Origin of the sequence: Kitasatospora setae KM-6054 (assembly GCF_000269985.1) — a bacterium.
In the GTDB taxonomy this organism is placed as follows: domain Bacteria; phylum Actinomycetota; class Actinomycetes; order Streptomycetales; family Streptomycetaceae; genus Kitasatospora; species Kitasatospora setae.
Genome location: NC_016109.1, coordinates 5,309,364 through 5,327,373 on the forward strand (window position 1 = coordinate 5,309,364; position 18,010 = coordinate 5,327,373).

At 71.3% G+C, this 18,010-nt stretch carries 13 protein-coding genes; all 13 read left to right on the forward strand.

Annotated elements, in window-relative coordinates; translation table 11 throughout:
• The first annotated feature begins 148 nt into the window (after positions 1-148).
• The 13 genes from KSE_RS23720 to KSE_RS23780 all read left to right on the forward strand — a co-directional run bounded on the left by KSE_RS23720 (position 149) and on the right by KSE_RS23780 (position 17,981).
• Positions 149-967 carry a methyltransferase domain-containing protein gene (locus KSE_RS23720; RefSeq protein ID WP_014137885.1) on the forward strand — a complete coding sequence of 273 codons (819 nt, stop codon included), beginning with the start codon at positions 149-151 and terminating at the stop codon, positions 965-967.
• A gap of 131 nt (positions 968-1,098) precedes the next feature.
• Positions 1,099-1,302: a hypothetical protein gene (locus tag KSE_RS23725; RefSeq protein ID WP_051055931.1), complete on the forward strand. Its 204-nt coding sequence runs from the start codon at positions 1,099-1,101 to the stop codon at positions 1,300-1,302.
• Between the two features lie 118 nt (positions 1,303-1,420).
• On the forward strand, positions 1,421-1,891 hold the full coding sequence (locus KSE_RS23730; protein ID WP_014137887.1) for a CYTH domain-containing protein: 471 nt from the start codon (positions 1,421-1,423) through the stop codon (positions 1,889-1,891).
• Between the two features lie 50 nt (positions 1,892-1,941).
• Positions 1,942-2,343 (forward strand): NUDIX hydrolase, encoded by a 402-nt coding sequence (locus KSE_RS23735; protein WP_014137888.1) that lies wholly within the window; start codon positions 1,942-1,944, stop codon positions 2,341-2,343.
• A 214-nt stretch (positions 2,344-2,557) separates the two neighbouring features.
• Positions 2,558-5,329, forward strand: coding sequence for a SpoIIE family protein phosphatase (locus tag KSE_RS23740; RefSeq protein ID WP_014137889.1), 2,772 nt, complete (start codon positions 2,558-2,560; stop codon positions 5,327-5,329).
• Positions 5,330-5,485: 156 nt separating this feature from the next.
• Positions 5,486-7,948 carry a SpoIIE family protein phosphatase gene (locus KSE_RS23745; RefSeq protein WP_014137890.1) on the forward strand — a complete coding sequence of 821 codons (2,463 nt, stop codon included), beginning with the start codon at positions 5,486-5,488 and terminating at the stop codon, positions 7,946-7,948.
• A gap of 237 nt (positions 7,949-8,185) precedes the next feature.
• Entirely contained in the window at positions 8,186-10,090 is a 1,905-nt protein-coding gene (typA, locus tag KSE_RS23750) for a translational GTPase TypA (protein WP_014137891.1), read from the forward strand.
• A 355-nt stretch (positions 10,091-10,445) separates the two neighbouring features.
• Positions 10,446-12,080: a peptide ABC transporter substrate-binding protein gene (locus tag KSE_RS23755; RefSeq protein ID WP_014137892.1), complete on the forward strand. Its 1,635-nt coding sequence runs from the start codon at positions 10,446-10,448 to the stop codon at positions 12,078-12,080.
• Positions 12,081-12,222: 142 nt separating this feature from the next.
• Entirely contained in the window at positions 12,223-13,149 is a 927-nt protein-coding gene (locus tag KSE_RS23760; protein ID WP_014137893.1) for an ABC transporter permease, read from the forward strand.
• Positions 13,142-14,095 carry an ABC transporter permease gene (locus KSE_RS23765; protein ID WP_014137894.1) on the forward strand — a complete coding sequence of 318 codons (954 nt, stop codon included), beginning with the start codon at positions 13,142-13,144 and terminating at the stop codon, positions 14,093-14,095. Before KSE_RS23760 ends, KSE_RS23765 begins: the two co-directional genes overlap by 8 nt.
• A gap of 16 nt (positions 14,096-14,111) precedes the next feature.
• On the forward strand, positions 14,112-15,167 hold the full coding sequence (locus tag KSE_RS23770) for an ABC transporter ATP-binding protein (RefSeq protein WP_014137895.1): 1,056 nt from the start codon (positions 14,112-14,114) through the stop codon (positions 15,165-15,167).
• Positions 15,160-16,179, forward strand: coding sequence for an ABC transporter ATP-binding protein (locus tag KSE_RS23775; RefSeq protein WP_014137896.1), 1,020 nt, complete (start codon positions 15,160-15,162; stop codon positions 16,177-16,179). Before KSE_RS23770 ends, KSE_RS23775 begins: the two co-directional genes overlap by 8 nt.
• 176 nt (positions 16,180-16,355) lie before the next feature.
• Positions 16,356-17,981, forward strand: coding sequence for a peptide ABC transporter substrate-binding protein (locus tag KSE_RS23780; protein ID WP_014137897.1), 1,626 nt, complete (start codon positions 16,356-16,358; stop codon positions 17,979-17,981).
• Positions 17,982-18,010 lie beyond the last annotated feature (29 nt).

Below are 18,010 nucleotides of genomic sequence, written 5' to 3' on the forward strand. Positions count from 1 at the left end.
CGGAGAATTCTCCTCCCGGAAGGGCTCCGAGGGCGAGGTAATCACTCATCCGTCTTGCCATGCGAGACGACATTGTCCGAAACATGGAACGTTTTCCTATGCTGGACGGGTCGTCGAGGAACCGCCTTCGAGGGAGAGGGACTCCGCCATGCCCGCCTACACGCACGGCCACGCCGCCGCCGTCCTGCGCTCGCACCGCAGCCGCACCGCCGCCAACTCGGCCGGCTACCTGCTGCCCGAACTGCGCCCCGGGCAGAGGGTGCTGGACGTCGGCTGCGGCCCCGGCACGATCACCGCGGACCTGGCCGAACTGGTCGGCCCGGACGGCCGGGTGGTCGGCGTCGAGCCGGGCGCCGAGGTGCTGGCCGAGGCGGCCCGGCACGCCGCCGGGCGCGGGCTGGCGAACCTGTCGTACGAGGTCGCCGACGTCTACGAACTGCCTTACGCCGACGCCTCGTTCGACGTGGTGCACGCCCACCAGGTGCTGCAGCACCTGCCCGACCCGGTCGCCGCGCTGCGCGAGATGCGCCGGGTGACCGCCCCGGGCGGGGTGATCGCGGTCCGCGACTCGGACTACGCCGCGATGACCTGGTACCCGCAACTGCCCGAACTGGACGAGTGGTTGGCGCTGTACCGGCGGGTCGCCCGGATCAACGGCGGCGAGCCCGACGCCGGCCGTCGGCTGCTGGCCTGGGCCCGGGCCGCCGGACTGGCCGCCGAGCCCGGCGCCACCCTGGTTCCCTCGTCCAGCAGTTGGACCTTCGCCGACCAGGACGAGCGCGGCTGGTGGTCGGAGAGCTGGGCCGAGCGCACCACCCGCACCAGGCTGGCCGACACCGCCCTGGCCGAGGGCCTGGCCACCCCCGCCGACCTGGACCGGATCGCCGCCGGCTGGACCCGCTGGGGTGCCGACCCGGACGCCTGGTTCGCCGTGCTGCACGGTGAACTACTGGTTCGCGTAAGCTAGTTGGGAGCGCGCATCGAGTTAACGAGACGTTGACCGACCGCGTACCGCCCGGTAGCACGCACCGTCCAGCCTGGTGTCCGGACGGGCGGTCCGACCTGCCCCCCACCGGGTCGGACCGCTACCGTGTGGGCATGGACGCCGAACGCGGCCCGGAGGCCGCCCACCGGGTGGTGCGCCAGGACGACAACGGCAACCGCTTCCTGCTCGCCCGCGGCCTCGACCGCGCCCGGGCCGAGGAGTTGGCCGCCGAGTACGAGGCCCGCGGCCACAAGCAGCTCTACTGGGTCGAACCCGAGGACCCGGCGGAACCCGGAGGCCCCGGCAGCCCCGCCTGACCCCGACCGGCCCCTCCCGCCCTTCCCGCCCATCTCCCCCCTCCCGCCCCGGCCCGCCGCGTAGCGTGGCACCCGGTGCGGCGCCCGCCGCACCGGTCGCGTGCGCGAAGGAGGCCCGGTGGGCGTCGAGATCGAGCGGAAGTTCCTCGTCCGAGACGGCGCGGAGGTCCCCGCCGGGCGGGAGTCCGAAGTCCGGCAGGGCTACCTGGTGACCGGGCCGGAGGGCGCCGAGGCGCGGGTCCGGCAGCAGGGCGACGCGTGCTCGCTGACGGTCAAGCGCGGCACCGGGCTGGTCCGCGGCGAGTGGGAGACCCCGCTGGACGCCGGGCAGTTCGCCGCGCTGTGGCCCGCCACCGAGCACGCCCGGATCCACAAGACCCGCCGGATCGTCCCGCTCGGCCCCGACGAGGCCGTGGTCGACACCTACCACGGCCGGCTCGCCGGACTGCGCACCGTCGAGGTCGAGTTCGCCGACCCGGAGCGGGCCGCCGCCTTCACCCCGCCGCCCTGGTTCGGCCCCGAGGTCACCGACCGCCCCGACCTCAAGAACCAGCGCCTGGCCACCGCCACCGCCCCGCCACGCGCCTGACGCCCCCTGCCGTAGGGTCGGTGGCCGGCACGACGAGCACGAGGACGGCGATGGCAACCCTGATCGACACGGTGGCGTGGGTCCGGCTGGAGGGCGGCAGGATCCTGTGCGCCCGCCCGCGCGGCAAGGACGCCTTCTACATCCCCGGCGGCAAGCGCGAGGGCGCCGAGACCGACCTGCAGACCCTGGTCCGCGAGGTCGCCGAGGAACTCACCGTCGCCATCCGCCCCGACACCGTCAGCCACGTCGGCACCTACCAGGCCGAAGCCCACGCCCAGGCCCCCGGCACCCAGGTCAGGATGGCCTGCTACGCCGCCGACTACACCGGCACCCTCACCGCCAGCAGCGAGATCGAGGAGGTCGCCTGGTTCGGCTACGCCGACCGCGACCGCGTCCCCCCGGTCGACCAGGTCCTCTTCGACGACCTGCACCGCGACGGCCTGCTGCGCTAGGCGGGGCCCGGCACCGGAAGCGCCCGCCCTGTCCGCTCTGTACGCCAATCGGACAGACGACCCGTATGCCGGGATAGCGGTGCGATTCCCTGGGTATGGCAGAGTTCGGCAGCATTCGTCACGATCCGTGAGCCCCTGGCGGCGCGGGGTGGCGGCGGCCCGCGCCCCGGCGAGCCCGCCGGGGGCGTTCCAGCGACGGCCGGAGGCCCCGTAGGTGGCGAAGCCGGGTGGCGGCGGGGGAGAGCGGGAGGAGTCCGGCCTGCCCGCGCACGGGGCGCGGCGCGGGGCCGCGCTGCCCGGCCGGGCCGGGGCCGGGCGGGCGGCCGCCCGGGCCCGGCTGCGCCGGGGGCGGCCCGACGCGCTGCCCGGCAGCGCGCCGACGGCCGGCCCCGTCCCGCCGCCCGGCGAGCCCCGGCCGGGGGGCGCCCCGGCCCGCGGCCGGCCCGCCCGGGCGTTCCCCGGCGGGCCGGAGCCGCACCCGGGGGAGGGGCCGACCGCGCTGCACCCCAGCCGCCGCACCGAGGGCGGCAGCCTGCTGGACGTGGTCCGGGTGGCCATCGTCATCCTCGACACCTCGGGCCGGGTGGTGCTGTGGAGCCCCGCCGCCGAGGAGATGCTCGGCTGGCCCAGCGAGGTGCTGGTCGGCCGCGCCGTCGACGAGCTGATCCCCGACCCGGAGCAGGTCGCGCGCACCCGCGCCGCGCTGCACGAGACGCTGCGCCGCGGCTCCTGGCACGGCTTCACCGAGATCGCCGACCGGGACGGCCTGCCCGTCGAGGTGGAGGTCCGGCTCTCGCTGCTGGTCGACGGCGACGGCGCCCCGTACGTGCAGGCCGCGCTCACCGAGGCGGCCGCGCTGCGCGCCGTCGAACGCGACCTCGCCGTCCGGGACGCCCTGTTCGAGCAGTCGCCGCTGGGCATCGCCGTGCTGGACACCGACCTGCGCTACACCGCCGTCAACCGCACCCTGGCCGACATGAACGGCCTGCCCGCCGAGGCGCACATCGGCCGCACCACCGGCGAGACGCTGCCCGAGCGCTCCGCCGACGAGATCACCGCCGTCCAGCGCCAGGTGCTGGCCACCGGCGAGCCGGTCATCGACGTCACGCTGGCCTCCCCGGCCAGCGCCCGCTCCGGCTACCGGTCGATCTCCTACAGCCGGATGACCGACCGCTCCGGCCGGGTGCTCGGCATCTCCGGCACCGTGATGGACGTCACCGAGCGCTACCGGGCGGTCGCCAAGGTCGAGGGCGCCCGGCGCCGGCTCTCGCTGCTCAACGAGTTCGGCTCCCGGGTCGGCGACCTGCTGGACGCCTCGATGATCGCCCAGGAGCTGGCCGGCGCGGTCGTCCCGCGGCTCGCCGACTACGCCGGGGTGATCCTGCTGCAGGCCGTCGCGCACGGCGACGACCTGCCCCGGCACGGCCACGACCGGCGCACCTCGCTGCTGCAGCTCGGCGTCGCCGCGATCCGGCAGGCCCCCGCCGTGGAGACCATGCTGCGGCACGGCGCCCGGATCACCTTCGAGGAGGACTCGGTCTTCGGCCGGGTGCTGCGCAGCGGCGTCCCCGAACTGCTCTCCGGCGGCAACGGCGCCGACGAGCTGTCCTTCCCCGGCGACCCCAAGGTCGAGGCCGCCCGCGAACTCGGCGTGCACTCCCGGCTGGTGGTCCCGCTGCGGGCCCGCGGCATCGTGATCGGCCTGCTGGTGGTCAGCCGGGCCGGCTACCGCGAGGGCTTCGACCGCGACGACCTCGCCTTCACCGTCGAACTCGCCGACCGGGCCGGCAGCTCCCTCGACAACGCCCGCCTCTACGCCCGCGAGCGCACCGCCGCCCTCACCCTGCAGCGCACCCTGCTGCCCCAGCAGGTCCCGCAGCCCACCGGCGTCGAGGTCGCCTACCGGTACGTGCCCGGCTCCAGCGGCACCGAGGTCGGCGGCGACTGGTTCGACGTCATCCCGCTGCCCGGCGACCGCACCGCCCTGGTGGTCGGCGACGTGATGGGCCACGGCCTGCGCGCCGCCGCCACGATGGGCCGGCTGCGCACCGCCGTCCGGGTGCTGGCCGCCCTCGACCTCGCCCCCGAGGTCGTCCTGCGGCACGTGCACGAGCTCGCCGACGACCTCGCCCAGGGCCCGGACGAGGCGCTGCTCGCCACCTGCGTCTACGCGGTCTTCGACCCCGCCCGGCGCAGCCTGACCGTCACCAAGGCCGGCCACATCCCGCCGGTCCTGGTGGTCCCCGGCGCCGACGCCGAGCCGGCCCGCTCCGGCGGCCCGCTCCCCGGCGGCGCCGGACAGGTGCTCGACCTGCCCTCCGGCGCGCCGCTCGGCGTCGGCGGGGTGCCGTTCGAGTCGATCGAGATGCGGATCCCGGACGGCAGCCTGCTGGCCCTGTGCACCGACGGGCTGGTCGAGTCCCGGGACAAGGACCTGGACGTGGGACTGGGGAGGTTGATCACCGTGCTGGAACAGCCGTACGCCTCGATCCAGCAGGCGTGCGAGGCCGTCCTCGCCACCATGGAGCAGGGCCGCGAGCCCGACGACGTGGCCCTGCTGCTGGCCCGGCTCGGCCAGGGCCGGGCCGAGGAGCCCACCGCCGGCTGGACGCTGCCCGCCGAACCGACCGCGGTCTCCCGGGCCCGCCGGCTGGTCCGCGGCACCCTGGCCGACTGGGGCGCCGAGGAGCTCACCGACACCGCCGAACTGCTGGTCAGCGAACTCGTCACGAACGCCGTCCGGTACGCCAGCGCCCCGATCGGCGTCCGGCTGACCCTCGGCGAATTGCTGCTGGTCGAGATCTCCGACCCGCTGCCCGACCCGCCCCGGGAGCGCCACGCCGGGGCCGGCGACGAGGGCGGCCGCGGCCTCGAACTCGTCCGCAGGCTCGCCCTGCGCTGGGGGACCAGGGCCGAGGGACTGGGCAAAGTCGTCTGGTTCGAGCTCCCGAACTCGGAGGTTCAACTACCCGATTCGATGTTGTGACGTTGAAGGGCGTGTGCGCCCGTGCCCGAATGATGAATACTCGGACATCGAATACTCGGTCTTCTCGACACCGGATGGGCGCGGGTTGGAGGGGTCGGTCCGTTGAACAGCTTCCCGGCACGGAACGTGACGCACGGCAGCGGCGGTCATGCCGCGGTGCCGGAACAGCCGGGTGCCCCGACGACCCCCGCCCCGCTGCCGCTCGGCTGGGGACAGGGCGCCTCGGGCACCATCTACGACTACATCAGGGTCGCGACCTTCGCGATCGGGGCCGACGGGCGGATCGCCCAGTGGAGCGACCGGGCCGCCGAGTTCTTCGGCGTCCCCGCCTCCGAGGCGGTCGGCGCCGACCCGATCACCGCGTTCATCCCGCGCGAGCTGTGGCAGCGCGGCCGGGCCCGGCTGGAACGCATCCTGTCCGGCGAGGAGTGGGTCGGCACCGCCCCCTACCGGGACCTCTCCGGCGCCGAGAGCCTCGCCGAGGTCTACGCGATGCCCGCCAGCGCCGACGGCTCCGCCACCTGCCTGGCCGTCGACCTCGGCCGGCTGCGCGCCATCGAGACCGACCTGGCCGCCTCCGAGGCGGTCATCGGCCAGACCCCCACCGGCTTCTTCCTGTTCGACACCGACCTCAAGCTGCAACGCGTCAACGCCGCCTTCGCGGCCGGCGTCGGTCGCAGCCCCACCGCCCTCCAGGGCCTCGCCCCCGGCGACGTGTTCCGCCCCTCCGACGCCGACCGGCTGCTGCTCGCCCTGCGCAAGGTCCTCACCGGCCAGGAGTCCGTCCTCGACCTGCGGCTGTCCGGCCCGGTCCGGGCCGCCCGCACCGGCGCCGGCCGCGACGAGGACCAGCGCACCTGGGCCGTCTCGCTGTACCGGCTCACCGCCGCCGGCGGCCGCCCGATCGGCGTGGCCGGCCAGGTCCAGGACGTCACCAGCCGGCACATCGCCGAACGCGAGGCGGCCGGCGTGCGCCGCAGCCTCGCCCTGCTGAACGAGGCGTCCACCCACATCGGCTCCACCCTCGACCTGGAGACCACCGCCAAGGAACTGCTCGACGTGATCGTCCCGCAGTTCTGCGACGTCGCCACCGTCGACCTCTACACCGCGCTGCTCACCGGCGACGCCGCCCCGCTCAGCGCCAACCCGGAGAGCGGCGAACTGCGCCGGGTCGCCGTCTCCAGCGTGGTCGGCAACGCCCCGTCCGTGCTCGGCAGCGAGCGCGCCGGCGTCCGGGTCGCCGAGGCCGGCGGCACACTCTGCTACCCGCCGCGCTCCCCGCACGCCCGCGCGCTGCGCACCGGCCGCAGCGTCGTCCCGCAGCCCGGCCCCGACCCGCTGCTGCGCTCCACCCTGGTGGTGCCGCTGGTCGCCCGCGACCAGGTGCTCGGCCTGGTCCAGCTCTCCCGGGCGATCGGCAGCGAGCCGTTCGACGCCCGCGAGGTCGCGATCGCCGAGGAGCTGGTCGCCCGGGCCGCCGTCTGCGTCGACAACGCCCGGCTCTACCGCCGCGAGCACGAGCGCGCGCTGATCCTGCAGCGCAGCCTGCTGCCCCCCGGCAACCCGGCCGCCTCCGGCCTGGAGATCGCCCGCCGCTACCTGCCCAGCAACAACAACACCGAGGTCGGCGGCGACTGGTTCGACGTCATCCCGCTGCCCGGCAGCCGCACCGCGCTGGTGATCGGCGACGTGATGGGCCGCGGCCTGCGCGCCGCCGTCGCGATGGGCCAACTCCGCACCGCCGTCCGCACCCTGGCGATGCTCGACCTCGACCCCGAGGAGGTGCTCTCCGCCCTCGACGAGATCGCCCGCGGCCTCGGCAACGACGAGGACCCGGACCGCTCCAACGCCGAGGTCTACCTCGCCACCTGCGTGTACGCCGTCTACGACGCGGTCAAACAGCGCTGCACCTTCGCCAACGCCGGGCACCTCCCGCCGGTCCTGCTCGCCCCCGGGCAGGGCGCCCGCACCATCACCGTGCCGCCCGGCCTGCCGCTCGGCGTCGGCGGCGAACCGTTCGAGGAGGTCACCGTCGACCTGCCGGAGGGCGCCGTGCTGGCCCTCTACACCGACGGCCTGGTGGAGTCCCGCAAGCACCAGCTCGACGAGGGCATCGACGCCTTCCGGGCCGCGCTGGAGGCCGGCTCCGAGCGGATCGAGGAACTCTGCGACCAGGTGCTGGACGAGCTCAACCCGCACCACGGCGAGGACGACATCGCCCTGCTGATGGCCAAGGTCAAGGCCCTGCCCAAGGGCTCGGTCGGCGACTGGCGGTTCCCCTCCGAGCCGACCTCGGTCGCCAAGGCCCGCGAGGCCGCCTGCGGCTGGCTGCTGGAACGCGGCCTGGACGACCTGGTCGACACCTCCGAGCTGCTGGTCAGCGAACTGGTCACCAACGCGCTGCGGCACGGCCGCGGCGAGATCCGGCTCCGGCTGCTGCGCGACAAGACCATGGTCTGCGAGGTCTGGGACGACGCCTACGCGCAGCCGCGCCAGCGCCGCGCCCAGGAGACCGACGAGGGCGGCCGCGGCCTCCAGCTGGTCTCCCTGCTGGCCGAGCGCTGGGGCAGCCGGCGCACCCCCAAGGGCAAGATCGTCTGGTTCGAGCTCTCGCTCTAGGCCCGCGCGCCGCCGGCCCGGCGGCTCGCACAGCGCCCCGGGACGGTGGTGCGTACGGGAAGGAGCGGGGCCCGGTGGTGATGTCCACCGCCCCGACGCGGCCCGTTTCGGCTCCATTGGGCCGTTCCCCGTACGATGGGAAGAAGCCGAGGCATGTGCCGTGCCCGGTGGGTGGACCGGTGAATGCTGACGCGGGCCGGGCACCGTGACCCACGATTCCGGGAGAATCAGCGCCGCATGCCCACGCGCAACGACATTCGTAACGTCGCCATCGTCGCCCACGTCGACCACGGCAAGACCACCCTGGTCGACGCCATGCTGAAGCAGGCCGGCGCCTTCGCCGCCCACCAGCAGCTCGACGACCGGATGATGGACTCGAACGACCTGGAGCGCGAGAAGGGCATCACCATTCTCGCGAAGAACACCGCGGTCAAGTACCACCCCAAGGACGGTGGCGCGCCGATCACGATCAACATCATCGACACCCCCGGCCACGCCGACTTCGGTGGCGAGGTCGAGCGCGGCCTGTCGATGGTGGACGCGGTCGTCCTGCTGGTCGACGCCTCCGAGGGCCCGCTGCCGCAGACCCGCTTCGTGCTGCGCAAGGCGCTCTCCGCCCGCCTGCCCGTCATCCTGTGCATCAACAAGACCGACCGTCCGGACGCTCGGATCGACGAGGTCATCAACGAGACCTACGACCTGTTCCTGGACCTGGACGCGGACGAGGACCAGATCGAGTTCCCGATCGTCTTCGCCTGCGCCCGTGACGGCGTCGCCTCGCTGACCAAGCCCGAGAACGGCACCGTCCCGGCGGACTCGGAGAACCTGGAGCCGTTCTTCTCCACCATCCTGGAGCACGTCCCGGCCCCGGTCTACGACGAGAACGCCCCGCTGCAGGCGCACGTCACCAACCTGGACGCCGACAACTTCCTCGGCCGCATCGCGCTCCTCCGGGTCGAGCAGGGCGAGCTGCGCAAGGGCCAGACGGTGGCCTGGATCAAGCGCGACGGCTCGATCCAGAACGTCCGGATCTCCGAGCTGCTGATGACCGAGGCGCTCACCCGCAAGCCGGCCGAGGTGGCCGGCCCCGGTGACATCTGCGCCGTCGCCGGCATCGGCGACATCATGATCGGCGAGACCCTGGCCGACACCGAGAACCCGATCGCGCTGCCGCTGATCACGGTCGACGAGCCGGCCATCTCGATGACCATCGGCACCAACACCTCGCCGCTGGTCGGCAAGGGCGGCTCCGGCAAGGGCGCCGACGCGAAGTCCAGCAGCAAGGTGGACCGCAAGGTGACGGCCCGCCAGGTGAAGGACCGCCTGGACCGCGAGCTGATCGGCAACGTCTCGCTCCGCGTCCTGGAGACCGAGCGCCCGGACGCCTGGGAGGTGCAGGGCCGCGGTGAGCTGGCGCTGGCCATCCTGATCGAGACCATGCGCCGCGAGGGCTTCGAGCTGACCGTCGGCAAGCCGCAGGTGGTCACCCGCGAGGTCAACGGCAAGACCCACGAGCCGGTCGAGCGCCTCACCGTGGACGTCCCCGAGGAGCACATGGGCGCCGTCACGCAGCTCATGGGCGTCCGCAAGGGCCGGATGGACAACATGTCCAACCACGGCTCGGGCTGGGTCCGGATGGAGTTCGTGGTGCCGTCCCGCGGCCTGATCGGCTTCCGCACCGAGTTCCTCACCGGCACCCGCGGCACCGGCATCGCGCACTCGATCCACGAGGGCTACGAGCCGTGGTTCGGCACCCTGACGACCCGCAACAACGGTTCGCTGGTCGCCGACCGCTCCGGCGTGGTCACCGCCTTCGCGATGACCAACCTGCAGGAGCGCGGCGTGCTGTTCTGCGACCCGGGCACCGAGGTGTACGAGGGCATGATCGTCGGTGAGAACTCGCGCGCCGACGACATGGACGTGAACATCACCAAGGAGAAGAAGCTCACCAACATGCGTTCCTCGAACGCCGACGTGGCGGAGTCCATCGTGCCGCCGCGCAAGCTCTCGCTGGAGCAGTCGCTGGAGTTCTGCCGCGAGGACGAGTGCATCGAGGTGACCCCGGAGACCGTGCGCATCCGCAAGGTCGTCCTGGACGCCAAGGACCGCGGCCGCACCGCCTCGCGCGCCAAGAAGGGCTGACACCCGCCCGGCAGCACCCTGTTCGGCCGACCGGCCGGCGTCCTCGCGGACGCCGGCCGGTCGTGTTTCCGGTGACGTTCGGTCACCGGGCGGCGGGCGCCGGACGTTCGTTAATCGGACGTCACTGATCGTCATCCGTGACAACTGTCCGTTTCGCCCATGTCTGCGTATGTCTTGTATGTCCGTTTTCTGGGATTCATCCATCGTTCATGTGACCAAATTGAAATCCGGAATGGTCATTTCCGTATCCGTGAGTGACCGATAGTGGGTGCAGTCGAGCTCGGGTCGAGGCTCCTGCGCAGGGGTGCGCGCCAGGCCGCGAGTGATCTGCAACACGATTTCAGGAGGCACACCCATGCGCGGTGCCAGCCAGGCCAAGTGGGTTGTCGCGGCCGTCGCGGTCGCCCTCGCCGCTACCGCTTGCGGCAGTGGCGGCTCGTCCAGCGGCTCCACCGGTGGCGGGGCGTCCAACGCCCAGGGCACGTTCAGCTACCAGAGCACCGAGCCGCAGAACCCGCTCCAGCCGGCGAACGCCATGGAGGTCGGCGGCGGCCGTGTCATCAAGACCCTGTTCAAGGGCCTGGTGGACTACGACCCCAGCAACGGCCAGCTCCGCAACCAGGTCGCCGAGAAGATCGAGACCACGGACGCGCAGAACTACACCGTCACCCTGAAGTCCGGCTGGACCTTCCACGACGGCACCCCGGTGACCGCCAAGTCCTTCGTGGACGCCTGGAACTGGTCGGCCAACGTCAAGAACAACCAGATCAACTCCGACTGGTTCTCCGACATCCAGGGCTACGCGGACGTCCACCCGGACGAGGGCGACCCGAAGGCCACCACGATGTCCGGCCTCAAGGTCGTCGACGACACCCACTTCACCATCGCGCTGGACGGCCCGGTCTCGTACTTCGAGTACAAGCTCGGCTACACCGCCTTCTCGCCGCTGCCCGACGCCTTCTTCACCGACCCGGCGAAGTACGGCCAGTCGCCGATCGGCAACGGCCCCTACAAGTTCGTCTCGTGGGAGCACAACAAGGCGATCACCGTCGCCGCGAACGACAAGTACGCGGGCGTCGACAAGCCGAAGAACGGCGGCATCGTCTTCAAGAACTACTCGCAGGCCGACGCCGCGTACAAGGACCTGATCTCGGACAACCTGGACGTGCTGGACCAGGTCGACCCGAGCGACCTGGCCTCGTACAAGACCGACCTGGGCGACCGCGCCGTCGACCAGGCGCAGGGCGCCATCCAGTCGATCTCCTTCTCGCTGTACCAGGCCGACTGGAAGCCGGAGAACCTGGCCAAGGTCCGCCAGGGCCTGTCGATGGCGATCGACCGCGACACCATCACCAAGACGGTGCTCAACGGCTCCCGCCAGCCCGCCAACTCCTGGGTCGCCCCGGGCGCGATGGGCTACAAGGACAACACCTGCGGCGAGGCCTGCACCTACAACCCGGAGAAGGCCAAGCAGCTGGTCACCGAGGGTGGCGGCGTTCCCGGCAACAAGATCACCGTCCTGTACAACGCCGACGGCGGCCACAAGGAGTGGGTGGACGCGGTCTGCAACTCCATCCGCCAGGCGACCGGCGTCGAGTGCGTCGGCGACGCCAAGCCGGACTTCAAGACCGCGCGTGACCTGATCAAGAACAAGAAGGTCAACGGTCTGATGCGCACCGGCTGGGTGCAGGACTACCCGCTGAACGCGAACTTCCTGCGCGACGTGTACGGCACCGGCGCCGCGGCCAACGACGGCGGCTACTCCAGCCCCGAGTTCGACCGCCTGGCGGGCGAGGCCGACAAGGCCACCTCGGTGGAGAAGACCGCCGAGCTGTACCAGCAGGCCGAGGCCCAGCTGGCCAAGGACATGCCGGCCATCCCGCTCTGGTACTACAAGACCACCGCCGGTTACTCGAAGAACGTGCAGAACGTGAAGTACGACTCCTTCGGTGACCCGGTCTTCACCCAGGTCGAGGTCAAGCAGAAGTAACCGAGCAGGCACCGCGCGGCTCGAACAGACACGGCCGGTGCCGTGCCCCGCCCCACCGGGCGGCCCGGCACCGGCCGTTGTCACGTCCAGAACTCTGACACCGGGACCGATCAGTCCGTCAGAGCAGTCAATTGGAGGCACGATGGGGCGCTACGTCGCGAGGCGACTGCTCCAGATGATCCCGGTGTTCCTGGGCACGGTCACGATCATCTTCTTCATGACCCGCATGCTGCCGGGTGACCCCGCGGCGGCGATGTGGGGCGACAAGGCGGCCGACCCGGCCCAGCTCGCCGCGTTCAAGCACGACATGGGACTCGACGTCTCCAAGTGGCAGCAGTACCTCAACTACATGGGGAACCTGTTCACCGGCGACTTCGGCAAGACCATGAGCGGCCGCCAGGTCACCGACGTCATCGGCGAGGCCCTCCCGGTCACCGTCCGACTGGCGCTGCTGGCCTTCGTGTTCGAGCTGGTCCTCGGCGTCGCGATCGGCCTGTTCGCCGGCCTGCGCCGCGGCAAGGCCTTCGACAAGTCCTCCCTGGTGCTGACGCTGCTGCTGATCTCCATCCCGGTGCCGGTGCTCGGCTTCGTGTTCCAGAACGTCTTCGCGATCCAGCTCGGCTGGATCACCCCGACCGTCCAGGACTCGATGAACCTGGGCCAGCTGATCCTGCCCGCCATCGTGCTCGGCTCGATCTCGCTCGCCTACGTGGCCCGCCTGACCCGGACCTCCATCGCGGAGAACCTGAAGGCCGACTACATGCGCACCGCGGTCGCCAAGGGCCTGCCCAAGCGCAAGGTCATCGGCACCCACCTGATGCGCAACTCGATGATCCCGGTGGTGACCTTCCTGGGCACCGACCTCGGCGCCCTGATGGGCGGCGCGATCGTCACCGAGGGCATCTTCAACGTCAAGGGCGTCGGCAACGCGCTGTACCACGCCATCAACCTCAACGAGGGCGCGACCGTCTCCGGTTTCGTCGTCGTGCTGGTGCTGGTCTACCTGGTCGCCAGCCTGCTCGTCGACCTGCTCTACGCGGTCCTGGACCCGAGGATCCGGTATGCCTGAACTGATCGAGAAGCCCGCCCCTTCGGGAGAGAACGCCATCCCCGCCCAGCGAGGGCCGGCCGACGCCGGGGCGAAGGCCGAGAAGCCGCGCAGCCTGGGCCTGGACGCCTGGCACGACCTGCGCAAGCGCCCGGTCTTCCTCATCTCGGCGGTGCTGATCCTGCTGCTGGTGCTGTTCGCGATCGCCCCCAGCCTGTTCACCTCGGTGGACCCGCGCGCCGGCGACCTGCGCAACCACTACCTGACCAAGCCGAGCTACCTGCACTTCTTCCAGGCGGACTGGTTCGGCTACGACGGCCAGGGCCGGTCGATCTACGCCCGGATGATCTACGGCGCCCGCGCCTCGGTGGTCGTCGGCATCTGCGTCACCGCCGGCGTCACCGTCCTGGGCGGCCTGCTCGGCATGGTGGCCGGCTACTACGGCGGCTGGGTCGACACGATCGTCTCCCGCTTCACCGACATGGTCTTCGGCATCCCGCTGCTGCTCGGCGCCCTGGTCATGCTGAACGCCTTCCAGGTCCGCACGGTCTGGTCGGTGGTCTTCGCCCTGGTGGTCCTCGGCTGGACCCAGATGACCCGCGTGATGCGCGGCTCGGTGATCACCGTCAAGCAGGCCGACTACGTGACGGCCGCGAAGGCGCTCGGCGCCGGCACCGGCCGGATCATGTTCAAGCACATCCTGCCGAACGCGATCGCCCCGGTGATCGTGGTCGCCACCATCGCGCTGGGCGGCTACATCGCCACCGAGGCCACGCTGAGCTTCCTCGGCATCGGCCTGCAGGACCCGACCATCTCCTGGGGCATCGACATCAACTCGGCCCAGAAGGTGATCCGGCAGGCGCCGTTCGCGCTGTTCTTCCCGGCAGGCATGCTCAGCGTCACCGTGCTGGCCTTCATCATGCTCGGCGACGCGGTGCGCGACGCCCTCGACCCGAAGCTGCGCTGAGAGAGGCGGCCGCATCATGACCACCGCAGTCGAAAAGACCACCGCCACCGCCGGCGACCGCCTGGCCCCCGGCACCCCGCTGCTCGAAGTCCGCGACCTGCACGTCGAGTTCAAGACCCGGGACGGCGTCGCCAAGGCCGTCAACGGCGTCAACTACTCGGTCGCGGCCGGCGAGACGCTCGCCGTCCTCGGTGAGTCGGGCTCCGGCAAGTCCGTCACCGCGCAGACGATCATGGGCATCCTGGACATGCCCCCCGGCCGGATCACCTCCGGCGAGATCATGTTCCGCGGCCAGGACATGCTGAAGATGTCCAACGAGGAGCGCCGGAGGATCCGCGGCCGCAAGATCGCGATGATCTTCCAGGACGCGCTCTCCTCGCTCAACCCGGTGCTCACCGTCGGCTACCAGCTCGGCGAGATGTTCCGGGTGCACCAGGGCGCCTCCAAGAAGGAGGCGAAGGCCAAGGCGATCGAGCTGATGGACCGGGTGCGGATCCCGGCCGCCAAGGAGCGGGTGGGGGACTACCCGCACCAGTTCTCCGGCGGCATGCGGCAGCGCATCATGATCGCGATGGCGCTGGCCCTGGAGCCGGACCTGATCATCGCGGACGAGCCGACCACGGCGCTGGACGTGACCGTCCAGGCGCAGGTGATGGACCTGCTCGCCGAGCTGCAGGCCGAGTACCACATGGGCCTGATCCTGATCACCCACGACCTCGGCGTGGTCGCCGACGTGGCCGACAAGATCGCCGTGATGTACGCGGGCCGGATCGTCGAGACCGCCCCCGTGCACGAGCTGTACGCCCGCCCCGCCCACCCGTACACCGAGGGCCTGCTCCGGTCGATCCCGCGACTGGACCAGAAGGGCGAGGAGCTCTACGCGATCAAGGGCCTGCCGCCCAACCTCTACAAGGTCCCGGCCGGCTGCGCGTTCAACCCGCGCTGCGACGCCGCCACCGACCTGTGCCGCACCGAGGTCCCCGCCCTGCACCAGGTCACCGACCGGGAGGGCGCGGAGCTCGCCGGGCGCAAGAGCGCCTGCCACCTCTGGAAGGAGACCCTCCATGGCTGAGCAGCCCATCCTGGAGGTCCGCGACCTGGTCAAGCACTACCCGCTGACCCAGGGCATCCTCTTCAAGAAGCAGGTCGGCGCGGTCAAGGCCGTCGACGGCGTCTCCTTCACCCTGCGCAAGGGCGAGACGCTCGGCATCGTCGGCGAGTCCGGCTGCGGCAAGTCGACCCTCGCCAAGGTCCTGATGAACCTGGAGCGGGCGACCGCCGGCCAGGTCCTCTACAAGGGCGAGGACATCTCCCGGCTGTCCGGCGCCGCCCTCAAGGCCGTCCGCCGCAACATCCAGATGGTGTTCCAGGACCCGTACACCTCGCTCAACCCGCGGATGACGGTCGGCGACATCATCGGCGAGCCGTACGAGATCCACCCCGAGGTCGCGCCGAAGGGCGACCGCCGCAAGGCGGTGCAGGACCTGCTGGACGTCGTGGGCCTCAACCCGGAGTACATCAACCGGTACCCGCACCAGTTCTCCGGCGGCCAGCGCCAGCGCATCGGCATCGCCCGCGGCCTCGCGCTCAAGCCCGAGGTCATCATCTGCGACGAGCCGGTCTCGGCGCTGGACGTGTCGGTGCAGGCGCAGGTGATCAACCTGCTGGAGCAGCTGCAGCAGGACTTCGAGCTCTCCTACATGTTCATCGCGCACGACCTGTCGATCGTCCGGCACATCTCCGACCGGGTCGGCGTGATGTACCTCGGCAAGATGGTCGAGATCGGCACCGACCTGGAGATCTACGACCACGCCACCCACCCGTACACCCAGGCGCTGCTCTCCGCGGTGCCGGTGCCGGACCCGGCCGACCGGGAGAAGCGCGAGCGGATCATCCTCTCCGGCGACATCCCCTCGCCGGCCAACCCGCCGTCCGGCTGCCGGTTCCGGACCCGGTGCTGGAAGGCGCAGGAGCGCTGCGCGACCGAGGTGCCGCTGCTGGCCGTCCCCGCGCCGCTGGCCGGCGGCGCCCGGCACGACTCGGCCTGCCACTTCGCGGCGGAGCGGGAGACCGCGGCGGCCTGACGGCCGAAGCTCCGACAGGGTCGCGACGCGGGCGGTGAACTGACGCCCCGTCGCGGCCCTGCCGCGTCCCCGCCGCCGGGCGCCCTCCCCCGTCCGGCCCTACTGCGGTCGCGTCGTGGCGGCGGGCCCCTTCTCATGAGGTGAGATGCGTCATACACCCCTGAGGAGGAAGCTCCATGCCTGCAGGCACCCGCGTGCGCTGGGCTGTTGTCAGTGCGACGTCCGTGGCCCTGGTGGCCACGGGTTGTGGCAGTAGCGGCAGCGGCTCCGGCGGCGGCTCGTCCGACACCAGCAAGACCTTCACCTACCAGAGCAGCGAGCCGCAGAACCCGCTGCAGCCGGCCAACGCCAACGAGACCGGCGGCGGACGCATCGTGCAGAACCTGTTCAAGGGGCTGGCCGACTACGACCCGTCCAACGGCAAGCTGCGGATGCAGGTCGCGGACAAGATCGACACCAGCGACGCGCAGAACTACACCGTCACGCTGAAGTCGGGCTGGACCTTCCACGACGGCACGCCGGTGACCGCGAAGAGCTTCGTGGACGCCTGGAACTGGGCGGCCAACACCAACAACAACCAGATCAACAGCTCCTGGTTCGCCGACATCGAGGGCTACAAGGACATCCACCCGGAGAGCGGCTCGCCGACCACCGACAAGATGTCCGGCCTGGCCGTCCAGGACGACACGCACTTCACCATCAAGCTGTACAACAAGGTCTCGTACTTCCCGTTCAAGCTGGGGTACGTGGCCTTCTCGCCGCTCCCGGAGGGCTTCTACAAGGACCCGGCGGGCTACGGGCAGAAGCCGGTCGGCAACGGGCCCTACGAGTTCGTCAGCTGGGACCACAACTCGCAGGTGGTCACCAAGACCTTCGCCAACTACCAGGGCGTGGACAAGCCGAAGAACGGCGGTGTCGTCTTCAAGATGTACACCACCTCCGAGGCCGCCTACGCGGACCTGCAGTCGAACAACCTGGACGTGATGGACCAGGTGCCGCCGTCGGCGCTGGCGAACTACAAGAACGACCTGGGCGACCGGGCCATCGACGCCCCGCAGGGCGCGATCCAGAACATCGGCTTCACCCTCTACCAGGCCGACTGGCAGGGCCAGGACAAGAACAAGGTCCGGCAGGGCCTGTCGATGGCGATCGACCGCGACACCATCACCAAGACGGTGCTGCAGAACTCGCGCAAGCCCGCCAGCGCCTGGGTCGCCGAGGGCGTCGACGGCTACAAGGCCGGCACCTGCGGCGACTTCTGCACGTACAACGCGGACAAGGCCAAGCAGCTGATCACCGAGGGCGGCGGCGTCCCCGGCAACGCCATCAAGATCACGTACAACGCGGACGGCGGCCACAAGGAGTGGGTCGACGCGGTCTGCAACTCGATCCGGCAGGCCACCGGGGTGAACTGCACCGGCGACCCGAAGACCGACTTCAAGACCGCCCGCGCGGCGATCACCGGCCACCAGATCAACGGCCTGTTCCGCACCGGCTGGGTGCAGGACTACCCGCTGAACGCCAACTTCCTGGCCGACGTCTACCGCACCGGCGCGGCCTCGAACGACACCGGCTACTCCAGCCCGGAGTTCGACAAGCTCGCCAACGAGGCCGACCAGGCCGCGTCCGTCGAGGACACCGCGACCGGCTACCAGAAGGCCGAGGCGCAGCTGGCGATCGACATGCCGGCCATCCCGCTCTGGTACTACCGGACCAACTCCGGCTTCTCCACCAAGGTGCAGAACGTCGCGTTCGACTCCTTCGGCAACCCGGCCTGGACCCAGGTCGAGGTCAAGGGCTGACCTGCCCGGAACCGGCCCCGTCCTCCCCG

What these genes read in the sequence shown, in the direction of transcription:
- KSE_RS23720 (WP_014137885.1), top strand. Translation starts at nt 149, where the DNA reads ATGCCCGCCTACACGCACGGCCACGCCGCCGCCGTCCTGCGCTCGCAC.
- KSE_RS23725 (WP_051055931.1), top strand. Translation starts at nt 1,099, where the DNA reads ATGGACGCCGAACGCGGCCCGGAGGCCGCCCACCGGGTGGTGCGCCAG.
- KSE_RS23735 (WP_014137888.1), top strand. Translation starts at nt 1,942, where the DNA reads ATGGCAACCCTGATCGACACGGTGGCGTGGGTCCGGCTGGAGGGCGGC.
- typA (WP_014137891.1), top strand. Translation starts at nt 8,186, where the DNA reads ATGCCCACGCGCAACGACATTCGTAACGTCGCCATCGTCGCCCACGTC.
- KSE_RS23755 (WP_014137892.1), top strand. Translation starts at nt 10,446, where the DNA reads ATGCGCGGTGCCAGCCAGGCCAAGTGGGTTGTCGCGGCCGTCGCGGTC.
- KSE_RS23760 (WP_014137893.1), top strand. Translation starts at nt 12,223, where the DNA reads ATGGGGCGCTACGTCGCGAGGCGACTGCTCCAGATGATCCCGGTGTTC.
- KSE_RS23765 (WP_014137894.1), top strand. Translation starts at nt 13,142, where the DNA reads ATGCCTGAACTGATCGAGAAGCCCGCCCCTTCGGGAGAGAACGCCATC.
- KSE_RS23770 (WP_014137895.1), top strand. Translation starts at nt 14,112, where the DNA reads ATGACCACCGCAGTCGAAAAGACCACCGCCACCGCCGGCGACCGCCTG.
- KSE_RS23775 (WP_014137896.1), top strand. Translation starts at nt 15,160, where the DNA reads ATGGCTGAGCAGCCCATCCTGGAGGTCCGCGACCTGGTCAAGCACTAC.
- KSE_RS23780 (WP_014137897.1), top strand. Translation starts at nt 16,356, where the DNA reads ATGCCTGCAGGCACCCGCGTGCGCTGGGCTGTTGTCAGTGCGACGTCC.